This window comes from Thermoproteus sp. CP80, from assembly GCF_002077075.2.
Taxonomy (GTDB): Archaea; Thermoproteota; Thermoprotei; order Thermoproteales; family Thermoproteaceae; genus Thermoproteus.
This window is the reverse complement of the sequence record NZ_LCWM02000022.1, coordinates 1-14,353: the sequence shown is the minus strand read 5'-3', so window position 1 is coordinate 14,353 and position 14,353 is coordinate 1. Positions and strand designations below refer to the sequence as shown.

Sequence of the window (14,353 nt, the reverse complement as noted above, 5' to 3'; positions counted from 1 at the left end):
CTGAATATTGTTTATTGGATTCGTACTCCGTGGCACCAACCGTGCTTGTTGCACCGTTTATTCGTTGGGTCACGAACGTGGCTCCTCGATTTATAAATCGAGTCGAGGACGAGAAGCCTCCGAACGCGTGAAACCGCTTTCATGATATTCCCCGGTCAGGTGGCCTTATAAACCTGCCCACTTTCAATCAAATGCCAGTGAGCCTGCTACTTAATAGGCAGGTCAGGGTTGGTGGCGTTGAGTCCGCGTATGTCGAGGTTAGCGAGTTTAGGAGGGCGTATGCCCTACAGAGCCACCCGTGCAGGCATTGACGGTGGTGAAGTCCATACTTATCAGGGGTGGATTCAAGAATTTAATCAAGGAGCTGGACTTCGACGAATTCATAAACAAAATCGAGAAAGATGCGGAGAAGGGTGAAACAAGTACTCATTAATTCAGCAGTAAGGCTTTATACATTGCTCATTGGTTACGACCTACCTTCAACAAGTACGGTACTTGTTGAACGTATATACGATTTATAAATCGAGAAATTACGTTCGTGATTCCCAATTTATGAATCAATTTATAAATCGAGCCGTGATCGAGGGCTTTCGAAGCCCTAAAACGATGTCCGCGAATGCCCTGGCGATTGTGTTGTGGAATGAGCGTTCACTAACACGTAGCATTGGGTCTCTGCACTAAGGGGCTCATCAGAGCTTTGTCTCAAATTAGTTTAAAAGACCTGAAACACGGGAGGCACGTGGGAAAACGCTCTACATGCTACGAGTTCTACGGTATGCTCGGTTTAGAAATCAATTTTCACGAACGCAGGTTTACCGAGCGCACCCGCCACCACCTTCGTCGGTGGACGGTGGATCGTGACCAAAGAACAAAATTAGAGAAACCAGCACCATTACTATTGAGCCTTCATTTCACTATTTCCCACACCCCCCTTAATCTTTTGCATGAACTCACCGAGATTGGAGCTGGTTGGGCGTAAGGCTTGAAGGATAAAGTTCCACGGGTGAGCCACATACGTGGAGTCCCCGGGAGGAAGCATTGCATTAAGTGTTAAACGCGTAAAGCATGAACGGTACAACCTCTCTGGTTGTACCGTGAGGCTATCTTCATAAGATGAAGTCCTGCCTCTATTGTGGCATATTGCCTATTTTATTCAGCAATTTTACTACGCCCACCCTCCTCAGCACCACAGCAATTGCCGAGCATGGATTCGGCGTTATTTTATCTCCCAGTTTCCTCACGAACGAACCTGAAACTGACAGATAAAATAACACGATCTTTCCCACGTGGCTTTCTTCTTAAGCCCTTCTCTAATGTTGGGCACTTAATCCGTGGGCCGCCACTATGAGCATTGATGGGTACTCATAAACACCCAATTCATAACTAACTTATTGATAATGCACTGCGGTAACCATGGGTAGGGCGGAGTACGGCTCTTACGAACTCCTCAATCTAGATAGCCCCGATTCTCCAAAACAGCTAGGGCGAATGCCAAGTGATTATTCAACAGTTAATTTGGATAGTTTTCAGTAACGACCCATCACTGAAAACCAATTAAAATAACCATCGTGTGCATAATCGACTCACGCCTAAAATCATCGTTACTACACCTACACGCCACATCGCCTAAATCAACAAGCCTTTTGTCCAAGCTCCGCAAGGGTCAACCTGCCCGCCTCAAAGAAGCCGCTTATGGGCTCAACCCTACTAAGGCTAACACCCATCAACCCATCAACAAACCACCTTTTAAAACCCCACCCCTAACAAAAACCAAGCACATTACGTCAATTATTTCAGCGCGCCCCTTATGTTCGTGAGTAGCGCGCTAAAATAACTGTTGAATAATTATTCAACACTTGCCCTAGCCGTGATAACGAGACTCGGGCTAAACGAGTTCATCAAGCAGCTGGAGCAGAGATAAATTAACTGACGAATAAGGAATCAACAGTTAATTTAATTCGTGGTTAACCACGAATTAAATTAACTGACGAATACTACTTTAGCTTTTGCCGAGTATGTGGGGTTTTAAATATTTTGAAATTCCCCAATCCCAATGAGCTCTAGTGCCGAGACTATCGAGTTGGCGGACTACGTATTCGACCTAGGCTCGTCATTCATCACAGACGCCGCATTCGGCGTTTGAAGGTGTCTGTGGGCTTGCGCGAGTTGAGTGAGTTAATTACGTTAGTCGTGCTTCTCGTGATCAACGATCAATGCGGCACTTGGTTGTTTTGCCTTTCGTCGTGTTCCTTGGTTTTTCTCGTTTTTCCGTGGTTTCTTCGGTGTGCGTTGTTCGCTCTCTGTGCCGTTGTCCTTGTGTGCATTGGTGTTCTATGGGGTTTTCGTTTGTTCTCGGTGATTGTGGCCTTTTAAGTTGTGGCTTTGCTTATTGTGGGTCGTAGGACTGTAAGTGTCGGTGAGGATGTCTATTGGAGGCTCTCTAGGTTGGCTATCGAGAGGAACCTAACACTCAGCGACTTAATTAGGGAGTTGCTTGATTATTACGAGCGTGGGGTCTGCAGGGACTCAATGATTGAGGTTCTCGATGATGTTAGGGCAATGCTCAGGGATTGCTTGAGTAAGCTCGGTGTTGAGCAATCAGCCGAGGCCAAGCCCGAGCAAACAGAGGCTATGCCTAAAAGCGAGGTCGTTAGTGGGTTTGAGGACAACCCATGGGTGCAGATACTGAGGGCTAAATCGAGGGGTTAAGAACGCTAAACCACCCTGAAGCCCAGTGCCGACAAGGCATCATTGATGTACCTGCCGGCTATGCAACCACTGCCTACGTAACTCCAGAATGGTTTTCCCTTACCGAGTTCCTTGATTTCCAGTATGCTTACCTGGACTGGTAGTGTTGATATTGGGACCTGCATGTCTAGTATGTCCTTAACCCTAATCATGTTGTCCATCATGGGCTTCTTGTAAAGCTTCAACAGGTTGGGAGCCTTCCCCAACCTCATAATCACCAAGCCGAAGCCGCTGTTGACCAAGTGGTCAACCATCTCCACAGCCTCATTGGGAGGCCATAGGAAGAGGCGATCCCAACAATACTCCCTATGAACCTTAGCCTTAATCAAGATGTCGCTTTGGTTTGGTGTTACTAGGGCTTTCCTTGGTAAGCCGAGCGGTAAATTTTCGCTGGCTATTAACGCCCCATCCCTCGTTATGAGGGCCACCGTGCCAAGGCCCAGTGTTATTATCTCCGAGCCCCTCCTGGCTAGGTCTAAGCCGCAGATGAAGATTGGTCTCTTCCTAATTAGCCCGGTCCTCAACTGTAGGCAGTTTAGCATCGATTGATTAGTTATTGGGCTTAAAAGGCGGGGTTGATGAGGAGGAAGAGGGAAAAGAAAAAGGTGGTTTTTATTTTGAGGCTAGCCCTTGATCAGTGGTTTACCTACCTATGCATTCCCAGGTGAGTTTCGCCTCCTTGGCGTATTTACTCCCCTCGAAGCCGCCCCTCCTTATGTCATCAATTACCTCCTTCGCGTTCTCACCAGCTACCTCCTCGACGCACTTGGTGAGTGTGACTGCGCTTGGCTTTGGTTCTGGCTTCTCGAATCTCACAGGCACCTCAACGTGGCCCCTACCTAACCACTCCTCCGCATCCTCTGTCCACGTGAATACGTGGAGCTTGGCTGCGTATGGCCCGTACCTACCCAGCTCCACTAGGTCTGGGTCTACCCTCCTCGCCAGCACGTCCTCGAAGCCCCTGAACATGTATGGGAACTTAACGACCACGCGGAAGAAGATGTCGTTGGGTAGGTCGTTGGCTACTAGGACCACGTACCTACCCCTATCAGCACCAGCCTCAACCCAGTCCCCTATCTCGCCCGGTAGTCCATTGTCAACGAATGCCTCGTCTATGATCAGCACCACGTTCTCCAAGCCCCTATCCTCAATGGTCCTCATTAGGGCTATCACGTAGAGCCAGAACTGCCATGGCTCCTCAAGGACGCTTAGGTCAATGCCTATCGACCTACCCCTCAACTCGCCATTGAGCAACCTCTCAATGAGTGGGTGCGTTGTGTTGAACATCCAGTGGTTCAGCCTACTCAGAGCCACGTAAGCCTCCTCGGCAGGCTCAACCAAGTCCCTACTGAGTAGCCTGCCCTCTATCATTTTGGCTATGGCCCTCCCAACCCCCTCGAGGCTCCTTGGGTAGTTGCTCACGTCAATCCTAGGCAATTGCCTCGATACGTCCTCCTCGCCCCTCATTAGCCTCGCCACCTCCTCGATCAACCACCCGGCGTCTGGGTGTAGTTTGAAGCCCGGCTCCACAAGCCTTATTGACTCCTCCACCATACTGACTATGGATTCCGGCGGCTGTGCTTCAACGATGTTTATTGGGTATGGTGCGTGGTAGTCCGTGTAGCCTCCATACTCACCGTGCGTGTCCAGCACAATGGCTAGGTACCTACTCGGTAGGTTCTTCAGTGCTGACTTGACAGCCACGGACTTTACCGAGCCGCTTGGGCCGATTATCGCTGCGTGGCACATGTTCCTAGTCATTATCTCGAACAACCTCCCACCCAACTCCTCATCCACTGGCCCAGGCATACTCACCAACTACTCCCCAGTTTAAAAGGGGGCCTAGGGAGTAGGGGATTCACGGTGCTGTAGACCCCTTTTAAACTAGCCAACTGGCTAATTGATGATTTGGTTCACTAGGCTTTGGGGTAGGAAGAGGGAGCCTAGTGTGCCTAGTTTCTGGTCGAGCATCTCCCAGGGCAAGTCCGACGAGGTGGGTGGGTTGCGGTATGGCGGGTCTGTTGACTGTGTTAATGACTTGGTTAGGGGTTTCTTTAGGTTGATGGTTATGAATAAGTCCCACGCCGTGGTCTTCGGGCCAATAGGCGCGGGTAAGTCCAGCCTAATGAAGAATGCCCTACAATGCCTACCCGAGGACTACGCAGCCCTTGTCCCAGACGTTGTTGGCGGTGTGGAGGGTTACGAGGGCTACACAGACTACTACGCACCATACCCAATAAACGTCGTTGCTGAGCTCAGCCCAGTGATACTGCCCAGCGTCCTCGCCGAGACCTTCGAGATAGCGGGCGAGGTCAACGCCATAACTCCGACAATGGCTAGGAACCTTGAGGTTCTCGCCGCGTGGCTTCTCGGGCTTCAGCCGCCGCCTCAGGGCTTGGATGTTTCGAAGTACCCGAGGAACTTGGGTGGCTTGATCAAGCTTGCCGAGGATGCGGTTAATGTGGGCGTGATCCAGGGCAACCTCATCGAGTCCATCTATGCCCTAATTAGGAGGCTTAGTATGGTTAGGCATTGGATGGTTGATTACGAGACGCACCCAATAATCAGGAGGCTATTGAGTGGTGAGTTGAGGGGTAAGAGCGTTGGTATTGACTTGAGTGTGTTTGAGGATGATGTTCAGCAGTGGTTCTACATGATAGCTTTGATGAGGGCCTTGGGTAGGCGTGGTGTTAGGAATGTGTTAATAGTTCTCGATGAGGCCCACCTATTCCTGCACAAGAGGTCCTCAACGCTCTATAGGTTGCTTAGGATTGGTAGGAATAGGAGGTTCTACTTCGCCCTGATAAGCCAATCGCCGAGCGACTTCCCCGACAGCGTCTTCAATGCGGATAGGTTGTTCGTTGAGTTCCCAATACCATACCTAAGCTTTAGGGACCTGATAGCCAGGAGGCCCAGTTATAAGTACGCGATTGGTGATACGGAGCCGGGCATTAGGCCTAGGGGTGAGTTGGAGGAGCACTGGAGGGATGTCTACGTGGCAATACTCCACATACACTCAATGACCAGAGAGGCCAAGGAGCACTTCGGGCCCGGGCTGTCCACAATACCAATCAAGGTGAACGTGGAGGTACAACCAAAGCCGAACGCCGTGACGCTTAGGAGGTGCGTTGAGTCCGTAGCACCATCGATGGTCGATGATTTAATGAATGTAATTAGGGAGTATGGGTTTAGCCACGTTGGTTATAACAAGCTGCTTGAGGGTGTTTGGAGGTGTATTGGGGCTTGATAGCCTTCTACCCGAGGAGTGTTAGGGACTTGTTCCTAAGAGGCTTGGGTGCCGGTGTCGTTGTTGGTTCGTTGAGTGTGGAGTTCGTTGATGGCGGTGGCTCATTCACGGTTAGGGTTGGGCTGGGTGAGTTGGTGAGCACGGATTTCAAGGGCCTCAGGGACCTCGTGAGTGGTGAGCCCAACCTACACCTATTCACGGCAGTCCCCGCCAGGCTTGCTGGGCCCTTGTTCTTCATGCTCGAGAGGTTTGGTTTTGTGAGGTTTAGGGTGCACATGGTAAATGCCGACCCAACAGTTGTGCCTATCGAGGCTGGGGGTGATGCTGATGTCCTTAGGAACATAGCCTACATACACGCTGTGCATAGGTTCATAACCGTGCAAATGCTCAAAAGGAGACTTAGGCTCCACGGAAGCAAGGTCGCGGCAACAACGCACGCCATATTGGCTAGGAGCAACTACAACGCGGACAAAAACCTAATACAGAGGCACGTAAAGCCGGAAATAATGAAGAAACTACCGAGGGTAATACTCACATAGGGCTGGTAGCCAGCCCTAAAAATGAACCACACCAACCATCCACGCAATACTAATGAAGAGCAACCACAACCACAACAAACACCCAACGCAACAACACGTACCGAGGAAAATAATAGAGAAACTACCAAGGGTAACGCTGGCGTGATAAGACGGTCCGGGCTTTGTTGTTGAGAGTGATTTCATAGATGATCCAAAGAGACCTGGGGCTATGGTTACGTTCACGCCATTTACGTACTTCCTAAGCACGCCACCGCCCAGTGTCTCCCACCCCTCCTTATCTGCCCTCAATAATGTCATAAACCCAGCATTACTTACCCACCTTATAAGGTTTGATAGCGTGCTAATGACAAACCTCGTCCTTTAGGGCGGGGAGGGGTCAGTTCGATAAATAACCTACATAGGTGGGCAATGCATTTAAGTGCATTATTTACTTCATTCAGGATGAGAGTGGTTGTTATTGAGGGTGATGGTGTAGGTCCTGAGGTTACTTCATCAGCCCTTAGGGTTCTCAAGGCTGCGGCTGCTAAGTATGGGTTAACGGTGGATTTACAGTTCGTGGAGGCTGGCGATAATGCGCTTAGGAAATATGGTGAGGCTTTGCCGAGTAGGTACTGGCCCATCATAGAGTCCGCGGACGCAATACTCAAGGGTCCTGTTGGCGAGAGTGCTGGTGATGTTGTGGTTGGGTTGAGGAGGGGTCTCGATCTATACGCTAATATCAGGCCTGCCAGGAATTACCCTGGCGTTAAGGCCGTTAGGGATGGTGTTGACTTAGTCATTGTGCGTGAGAATACGGAGGATGTTTACGTAAGGGCTGAGTACATGTTGACCAGCGATGTCGCTGTTGCCTTAAGGGTTATAACGAAGAGGGCTAGTGAGAGGATTGCCAGGGTTGCCCTAAACCTTGCAATGAATAGGCGTAGGAGGGTTACAATCGTGCATAAGGCCAATGTCTTGACTGTCAGCGATGGTTTATTCAGAAGCGCGGTTAGGGATATCGCTAAGGAATACCCTGGGATTTCAATTAATGAGATGTACATTGACGCTGCGGTTATGGACATGGTCAGGAGACCCCAGGACTTCGACGTTATAGTAACCACGAACCTATATGGGGACATCCTAAGTGATATTGCGGCTTATGTTACAGGAAGCATTGGGCTAGCCCCATCAGCAAACATGGGCGATAGCAAGGCAATGTTCGAGCCTGTTCATGGAGCTGCCTTCGACATTGCAGGTAAGGGCATTGCCAATCCGACGGCGACTATACTGTGTGTATCATGGATGCTCAGGTGGTGGGGTGAGAAAACTGGGGATACCAAGTATATGAGTGCTGGAGATGCCGTGGAAAAAGCCGTAATAGAGACCCTGAGTGAGGGTGTCAAGTTAACCCCAGACCTTGGTGGTAATGCAAAAACGGAGGAGTTTACCGAGGAGATCCTTAGGAGACTTGGTTGAGTCAATAGGCTAGTAATGCTTATAAATAACCTATATAATTAAACCACCGTGAACAACCTGGAATTCAAGAACTAACGAACCTTGTAAGGGATATTGAGAGTAAAATGGCCAGGTTAAGGGGCATGTTGAGCTCTAATTCAATCGAGGCAAACCTACTCACTGAGTTACTTAGTGAGGTACGTGAACCAGCATTGATCAATACAATCAATGAGTACCTCGTTAACGAACCAATAGCCTACCTAGGACCAAGCGGCAGTTACTCGCATGAGGTTGCAATGAGGTTCTTTGGGATCAATAAGTCGTTCATACCAATGAGGAATGTTGAGGAAATCGTTAAGTGCGTGTACAATGGGGACTGCGGCTTTGGCGTAGTGCCGATAGAGAATAACCTGGCCGGCGTCGTTGGCGACTCGATGGATGCGTTGATTAAGTGGAGCGTCTACGTGAGTTACTCCGTAGAATACAGGGTATCGCTATGCCTCGTGGTTAATGAGGGGGTCGAATCGCTCGATGAGATAACCGAGGTCTACTCACACCCACACGCGATATCCGAGGCCATGGATTTTGTGGCGAGGCTCAAGGTATCGATAATATACACACAATCAACGTCGGAGGCCCTCGAGAAGATCAGGGGGGCCAGGAATAGGGCGGCCATAGCCTCCAGGTTGGGTGCCGAAACGCGTGGGTTGAAGCCAATAATGTGTGGTATCGAGGATAGGCCAAATTACACAAGGTTCCTAGTAATAACAAGGCGTAGGTCGGATATTGGTGATAGAACCCTCCTCATATTCTCAGTACCGAACAGGCCAGGTTCACTGTACAAAGCCCTAAAACCATTCGCAGAGAGGGGCATAAACCTATCAATGATCTACTCAAAACCAAACAAACAAAGCCCATGGGGCTACGACTTCCTACTAGAGACCGAATGCCAACTCAAGGACGAGGAGTGCAACGAAGCAATACAGCAACTACAACAAGAAACAACGTACTTAAAAATACTCGGAAGTTACAAACACATAAAAATAACATGAAGAACCACAACACGAATAAAACAGGATAAAAACCAATGAATATATTTTACACATGAGCAAATTGATCACCGCCTGAGAGACGGCGCTGCCTGTTATGAGCTTCGTAATAACCATAGTAGGCACGGTAGCAGCAGAGGACAGCACGGGAACAAATTTGCGAGGACTTTGCTGGAAAAACCTTTTAACCTGTGTTAAGAATTTATATATGTATGTCGAGCGTAATTCCCAAATTAGGAGGGGGACAAGCGCTTAATTTGATTAAGCTCATAATCAGTAGGTACATGATGAGGTATAACCGTTCAATCAGCACCGAGGTGCTAGTGAAGCTCTTATTCCTAACACTCTACACAGACACCGATAAGGACAATACCCCTAGGCTCCTCGATGCACCAAGGGCGAGGTTACCGGTCGAGTTCAGGATATACCTCAAGGGACCCTTTTTACCAATTGATGAATTGCTCAAGAAGTTGGGGGCCTACGATGAGGGCATTATAGTGAAGGCTGGGGACAAGTACTTAGTTAGGAATTCGCCGAATAAGGTGTTCGAGAATGCCTACAGTGAATTAGTTAAAGGCGGTCTTAAGGACTTAACAGATTACGCTGTTAGGGTTGTTGATGAGTATGGTAAATACCGCGAGGACTCCCTGATTGAATTAAGTATGAAAATCCTCAGACTATCCCCCATCATTAAAGCAATGGCATTCAACATGAGCCTTGATGCATATATAGAGGCTAGGAGAGCGCTTAGGAAGGTTTTTGAGAGTAATGAGTATGTAGATGAGGAGGAGCTATACCCAGACCTCTTCAGGAGAGGTGATTGATTGCTTGGTATATAGGCAATTACACGTCTTCATGGACACCAATATTTTAGTTAATATTATTTATTCAATAACATTGAGCCGCATTAAGCAGAGTAAGCCTCCTCGAATCTTAGGTATGCTTGAGAATAAATATTTAATTATTTACACGGATTCAGCGGTAATTAATGAATTAATTAATAAGGCACTTCCAAATGTACTTAATAGTGTAGATAGAAACAGGCATGGTTGGGGTAATGTAGATGTTCACGATATGCTTAACCTATGTCATGAAACTCTCAAGGAATTAAAAAAGAAGGGTTATGTCCGCGTAATCGAGGATGATAAGGCATTGAGAAAGCAGTATAACGCATTATTACGTAGACGCGGAAGGAGGATTTGTTGGCGAGATGAAATTAAGGATGAAATTAAGAGAAAGGTATCGTCTGAAAGTCTTTCAGAAGACCTCGAAGTCCTATATTCATTATTGCTAGCATATGATGTTTTAGCTACGGTACCCAGATCTAATGTAGGAATAACTAGGGGACCATTACCATTTGTGACTGATGATAAGAAGTTAAGAGATTTCATACAAAAATATTTGGTATGCAGCAAATGCCCGTGCAGTGAATTAATATATGTTCGTAATTATGAGGAATTCAAAGACGAAATTAAGAAAATGCTTTCTTAAGCAAGCATTACACATTTTTTAAAGACCTACTTCACCTCCAGGATTTAGACCCGCTGGTCGTCTCTAAACAAGGCCTTAATCTTATTCAGCCTAGCAATAATTGATCTATACTAATCTTATCCTCGTAGTTATTAAGAAGCCCGATTAATTTACTCATTGGCTCACTCCTCTTAATGATTAACCCGCTAAGCCTTAGGTATTAATTAACCATAATAGTTCTAAGTAAGTAAATGTTTAAATTTATCATTGTATAGATTAATTTAAAAATAATATGTCACGAGGCATTACGAAAGCTTGAAAATGATGCTAACACATTATGAACGTTACGGAAAAATCAGAAGCCTAATGCATTAGGAAAGAGCATATGTACTTTAACATTCCATGAGTTAGTGTCCATTCTCGGCCCTGCCTGGGTTTATTGAATTCATGAGTTAGTGTCACCTTGTGCGTATACTTTATACTTCATGGCCCAGGCAGGTTTGCCGCAACAACTTATCTAACTCAACTTTATTAAAAACTTTTTCGTCGTAAACATTCTATTTCTTATGGAGAAAACACACTAACTATACTTTAATTGCGCAATTCAAACCCCCTTTACCCTTATTAAAATTTAGAGCTTTTTATTCCTTATTTCTTTCTATTTTTCTATTTTTACGATTATGCATAGTCTCGTGAAAGTTCTTTAAAGTAAAAGCCCTAATTATCGATTTTTAAATCATCGGTAGGCTTAATTAGGAGCGTTAATATTAATACTACCTGAATAATGTTTAAGAGATTACGATGGTTCAATAAAGCTCGATGGCACACTAATCATCGAGCTTAGTTTTACAGCTAAACGATGTCTTTAAGGTTAATCATTCGGTTACCTCAGATGCGTTGTGAAGCAATATGCAATTTACTTGCTGAGGGCTGAGTTGATTTTAACACTACGATAGCTAATTAGGCTAGGGAAATTCATGGAATCCTACGGACGAACAATGCAAAAAACGGAAAAGTGGGCATGAAGAGGAATAAGCCTAAGGATACTTGTGAGGATAGTCTACAAACCAATACCTACAGAAACAAAGCGAAACCAAATCAAAAATAAAAAACGCATAAAGTTCTTGGTGGGGCCGCCGGGATTTGAACCCGGGTTCACCGGCGCTCCAGCGCTTTTTATCATTCGGGGTACGACCCCAGGCCGGCTTCAGGGTGTTGCCACTATCCTAGCCAGGCTAGACTACGGCCCCGTTCTGTGTTTTGTGTTTATCGCTTTTAAGCTTTCCCCATGATGCGCGGGCTTAGGGTTGTTTTGTAGTGTTTATGTGAGGTGTTGGTTTATTAGGTGCTTGGTTTGTTCCTTGGTTAGGGTTGTTGTACGGTGGTTAATGCTTTTAGTTCCTTTTCTAGTTTTTCGTTCCAGGTGTCTTCGAAGTATTTCTTGACGTTGTTTGTTAGGAATTGTATTATGCTCATTATGTCCTTCTCCACCTCCTCCTCGTTCCTGTGGTTGGCTAGGTTTGGGTTGAAGCCGTTATACGAAAATGCGTGTAGGGTTAGGGCTATCCTCACTATTAGACCTACGTTGTAGCCCAGCCTCTCTAAATCGTACGAGATCCCTATTAGGCCTGTGGTTGGTGCTGAGTAGCCTACCTTCTCGTACCAACCCCTCTCCTTTTCCGGCTTGTCCTTTATTATCCTGTCCAGGTTCTTTACCACCAGTGCGCTTACTATGGCTTTTACGGAGATGAAGGCCTTGGATGCCGAGTTCGTTAGGAAGCCCTTCCTAAGCATCTCCAGGGCTAGCCTACCCTCTATCAGTCCCTCCAGGACCTTCGCACGAACGTAAGATCTAGGGTCCTTTTTGTAATCTAATACTTCATACACACGCCTTTCCGCCCTAGCAAATTAATAAGTGTTCAGGGTGATACCAATTTAATCGCTGTTTAATGCCGTCCTTGGGCTTTATGCTGTTTCATCGAGCTTTCTTAGTTCTACCCCAGTATTATCCCTCGTTATTGCCGCGCCTATTATGGCTATTATGAAGCCTGCGATGAGCATTGTTGTGTAGCCGATGAGTAGTCCTAGGCTTTTTAACCATAATGGTGCGGTAAGTAATGCCCCTGTGGCGCCTATTGATGCCATGTTCCATAGGAACCCTATGGCTGATCCCCTGTACCTGGTTGGGAATAGCTCGGCTAGGTATGCTAGCATGACACCGCCTGTGCCTACGACGCTCGTCAAAATACCCGCCGATATGACCATGGGCACGTAACCACCCCTCAATGCCACGGCAAGTGGGTATGCAATTATTATTCCTATTAGTGAATAATAAAGGAATGAGTATTTCCTTTTTAGGTAGTTACTAAGTACGCCGCCGACTATGGTTATGACACCACCAATCAAGGCTGCGTATGTCAACCCCCAGAATACCATCGGCATCGGTATCTTCAGGAATGTGCCCAGGTATGTTGGCAGGAAGCCGAGTGTTGCGTAGGCGACCCAGAAAATGCCCGCCAATAGTACGAGCACTACTAAGACGTCTAGGGGCTTCTCCCTGAAGAGCGACGCTATGGGTACGCGTGGGATCTTGCCCGCTGTCTTAACCTCTCTATATATTGACGGCTCATCAACTGTAAGCCTCAGTAGGATCCCGACTAAGGCTATGACCAGGCCCACCAGGAACGCGTACCTCCACCCGAAGGACACGAATACCCTGGGCCCAAAGTAATCCCTGAGTAAAGCGAAGGTTAGTGCGGCTAGGGCGTAGCCCCAGTAGTAACCGCTCTCGATGACACCACTAACCAAGCCCCTAAACCTGGGCGAGGAGCTCTCAATGGCGACTAGGTGCGAGCCAGAAACCTCGCCACCAACGAACACACCAACAATAAGCCTCAACAGTACGAACAATGCCGTAGCTAATAAACCAACCTCCTGATACGTGGGCAGGGCGCCTGTCAATGCTGATGATATGCCGAGGCCGAGTAGGGTCACCATCATGGTTAACCTCCTACCAATCCTATCAGCGACATGCCCGAAGATGATGCCTCCCAATGGCCTCGCGAGCAATGTCAGTGAGTATGAAGCGAAGACGAATAATAACCTCGCGATAAGGTTTGTCGGTGGGAAGAAATACTCGCCAAGTACTGAGGCTATGAATAATACGAGTGTTAGATCAAAGACATCAACCATCCAACCAAACATGCCACCCAACATAGCCCTCACGTTCAAGCCGCCCACATCGCCCTCAACCCTCCTCATCGTTGATGAAGATAATAGATTCTCTATAAGTATTACCTAAGTCGCAATAGGTTTTATATCTTGTACTGCCTGCGTTAGTTTTAATTATTTCCGCTGCGGAAGTATCTTTCGGTGCGGAAGTGATGCTCTTCGATCCGAAGCCTAAAAGGCGTAGGGAGGATTTGTTTGACTTTGATGATGAGCTTAATTCATTGGTTAAGTTCGTTAATGACCCATCGACAAGGCTTATTGTTGTCCGAGGTCTTAGGAGGACTGGCAAGACTTCCCTGACGTTGACGGCGCTCAATGGTCTCACTACCCCTTACGTGTTCATCGACGTTAGGGAGTTCGTTAGATCTAGGAGGGGTCTCTACGAATTATTGTCTAGGGCGTTAAGTGAGTTCCTTAGGGCTTACGATGGGTTAGGTCTCATTGTGAGGGAGTTTAGGAGGGCCTTAATGAGTGTTAGGGGTGTTAGGATTGAGGGCTTCGGTGTCAATATTAGCTGGGGCAGGGATAGGCCGCTCATTAGTGAGTTATTGAGGGAGTTGGATAGGGTTGCGGGTAGGTCTGGCGTTAGGTTGCCGTTGGTTATTGACGAGGCACAGAGACTCGGTGGTCCGTTG

13 protein-coding genes and 1 tRNA gene are annotated in these 14,353 nt (G+C 47.3%); 8 read left to right on the top strand and 6 right to left on the bottom strand.

Features of this window, described 5'->3' with window-relative positions; genetic code table 11:
- Positions 1–1,127: 1,127 nt before the first annotated feature.
- On the bottom strand, positions 1,128–1,286 hold the full coding sequence (locus B7L68_RS08680; protein WP_162008407.1) for a hypothetical protein: 159 nt from the start codon (positions 1,284–1,286) through the stop codon (positions 1,128–1,130).
- Between the two features lie 1,105 nt (positions 1,287–2,391).
- On the opposite strand from B7L68_RS08680, the gene B7L68_RS05655 reads away from it, so the two are divergent.
- The gene (locus B7L68_RS05655; protein ID WP_081246710.1) at positions 2,392–2,709 is read left to right on the top strand and encodes a ribbon-helix-helix protein, CopG family; all 318 of its coding nucleotides are present in this window, start codon (positions 2,392–2,394) and stop codon (positions 2,707–2,709) included.
- 5 nt (positions 2,710–2,714) lie between these two features.
- On the opposite strand, the gene B7L68_RS05650 is transcribed toward B7L68_RS05655, so the two are convergent.
- Complete coding sequence (locus tag B7L68_RS05650; RefSeq protein WP_081246709.1) at positions 2,715–3,290, bottom strand: hypothetical protein; 576 nt, start codon at positions 3,288–3,290, stop codon at positions 2,715–2,717.
- 100 nt (positions 3,291–3,390) lie between these two features.
- The gene (locus tag B7L68_RS05645) at positions 3,391–4,545 is read right to left on the bottom strand and encodes a hypothetical protein (RefSeq protein WP_143615302.1); all 1,155 of its coding nucleotides are present in this window, start codon (positions 4,543–4,545) and stop codon (positions 3,391–3,393) included.
- Between the two features lie 106 nt (positions 4,546–4,651).
- Here B7L68_RS05645 and B7L68_RS05640 point away from each other — a divergent pair, with 106 nt between their 5' ends.
- The 6 genes from B7L68_RS05640 (at position 4,652) to B7L68_RS05615 (ending at position 10,508) form a co-directional block, all read left to right on the top strand.
- A complete protein-coding gene (locus B7L68_RS05640; RefSeq protein ID WP_081246707.1) occupies positions 4,652–5,995 on the top strand; it encodes an ATP-binding protein in 1,344 nt (447 codons plus the stop codon).
- Positions 5,992–6,534 (top strand): hypothetical protein, encoded by a 543-nt coding sequence (locus B7L68_RS05635; protein ID WP_143615301.1) that lies wholly within the window; start codon positions 5,992–5,994, stop codon positions 6,532–6,534. Before B7L68_RS05640 ends, B7L68_RS05635 begins: the two co-directional genes overlap by 4 nt.
- A gap of 441 nt (positions 6,535–6,975) precedes the next feature.
- Positions 6,976–7,989, top strand: a complete 1,014-nt coding sequence (locus B7L68_RS05630) for an isocitrate/isopropylmalate dehydrogenase family protein (RefSeq protein ID WP_081246705.1) — start codon at positions 6,976–6,978, stop codon at positions 7,987–7,989.
- A 104-nt stretch (positions 7,990–8,093) separates the two neighbouring features.
- A complete protein-coding gene (locus tag B7L68_RS05625; RefSeq protein WP_238136349.1) occupies positions 8,094–9,020 on the top strand; it encodes a prephenate dehydratase in 927 nt (308 codons plus the stop codon).
- 209 nt (positions 9,021–9,229) lie between these two features.
- Positions 9,230–9,841, top strand: coding sequence for a hypothetical protein (locus B7L68_RS05620; RefSeq protein ID WP_081246704.1), 612 nt, complete (start codon positions 9,230–9,232; stop codon positions 9,839–9,841).
- Between the two features lie 115 nt (positions 9,842–9,956).
- Positions 9,957–10,508 carry a hypothetical protein gene (locus B7L68_RS05615; protein ID WP_238136348.1) on the top strand — a complete coding sequence of 184 codons (552 nt, stop codon included), beginning with the start codon at positions 9,957–9,959 and terminating at the stop codon, positions 10,506–10,508.
- 1,104 nt (positions 10,509–11,612) lie between these two features.
- Here the strand turns inward: B7L68_RS05615 and B7L68_RS05610 are convergent.
- The 3 genes from B7L68_RS05610 to B7L68_RS05600 form a co-directional block, all read right to left on the bottom strand.
- Positions 11,613–11,737 (bottom strand) — tRNA-Pro (locus tag B7L68_RS05610).
- Positions 11,738–11,852: 115 nt separating this feature from the next.
- On the bottom strand, positions 11,853–12,374 hold the full coding sequence (locus B7L68_RS05605) for a PaREP1 family protein (RefSeq protein ID WP_081246703.1): 522 nt from the start codon (positions 12,372–12,374) through the stop codon (positions 11,853–11,855).
- Positions 12,375–12,452: 78 nt separating this feature from the next.
- A complete protein-coding gene (locus B7L68_RS05600) occupies positions 12,453–13,748 on the bottom strand; it encodes an MFS transporter (protein WP_081246702.1) in 1,296 nt (431 codons plus the stop codon).
- Between the two features lie 122 nt (positions 13,749–13,870).
- Between B7L68_RS05600 and B7L68_RS05595 the strand changes: the two genes are divergently transcribed.
- A partial coding sequence (locus tag B7L68_RS05595; RefSeq protein WP_143615300.1) for an AAA family ATPase occupies positions 13,871–14,353 on the top strand: 483 nt, incomplete at its 3' end.

What these genes read in the sequence shown, in the direction of transcription:
- B7L68_RS05620 (WP_081246704.1), top strand. Translation starts at nt 9,230, where the DNA reads ATGTCGAGCGTAATTCCCAAATTAGGAGGGGGACAAGCGCTTAATTTG.
- B7L68_RS05625 (WP_238136349.1), top strand. Translation starts at nt 8,094, where the DNA reads ATGGCCAGGTTAAGGGGCATGTTGAGCTCTAATTCAATCGAGGCAAAC.
- B7L68_RS05630 (WP_081246705.1), top strand. Translation starts at nt 6,976, where the DNA reads ATGAGAGTGGTTGTTATTGAGGGTGATGGTGTAGGTCCTGAGGTTACT.
- B7L68_RS05615 (WP_238136348.1), top strand. Translation starts at nt 9,957, where the DNA reads ATGCTTGAGAATAAATATTTAATTATTTACACGGATTCAGCGGTAATT.
- B7L68_RS05600 (WP_081246702.1), bottom strand. Translation starts at nt 13,748, where the DNA reads ATGAGGAGGGTTGAGGGCGATGTGGGCGGCTTGAACGTGAGGGCTATG.
- B7L68_RS05640 (WP_081246707.1), top strand. Translation starts at nt 4,652, where the DNA reads ATGATTTGGTTCACTAGGCTTTGGGGTAGGAAGAGGGAGCCTAGTGTG.
- B7L68_RS05650 (WP_081246709.1), bottom strand. Translation starts at nt 3,290, where the DNA reads ATGCTAAACTGCCTACAGTTGAGGACCGGGCTAATTAGGAAGAGACCA.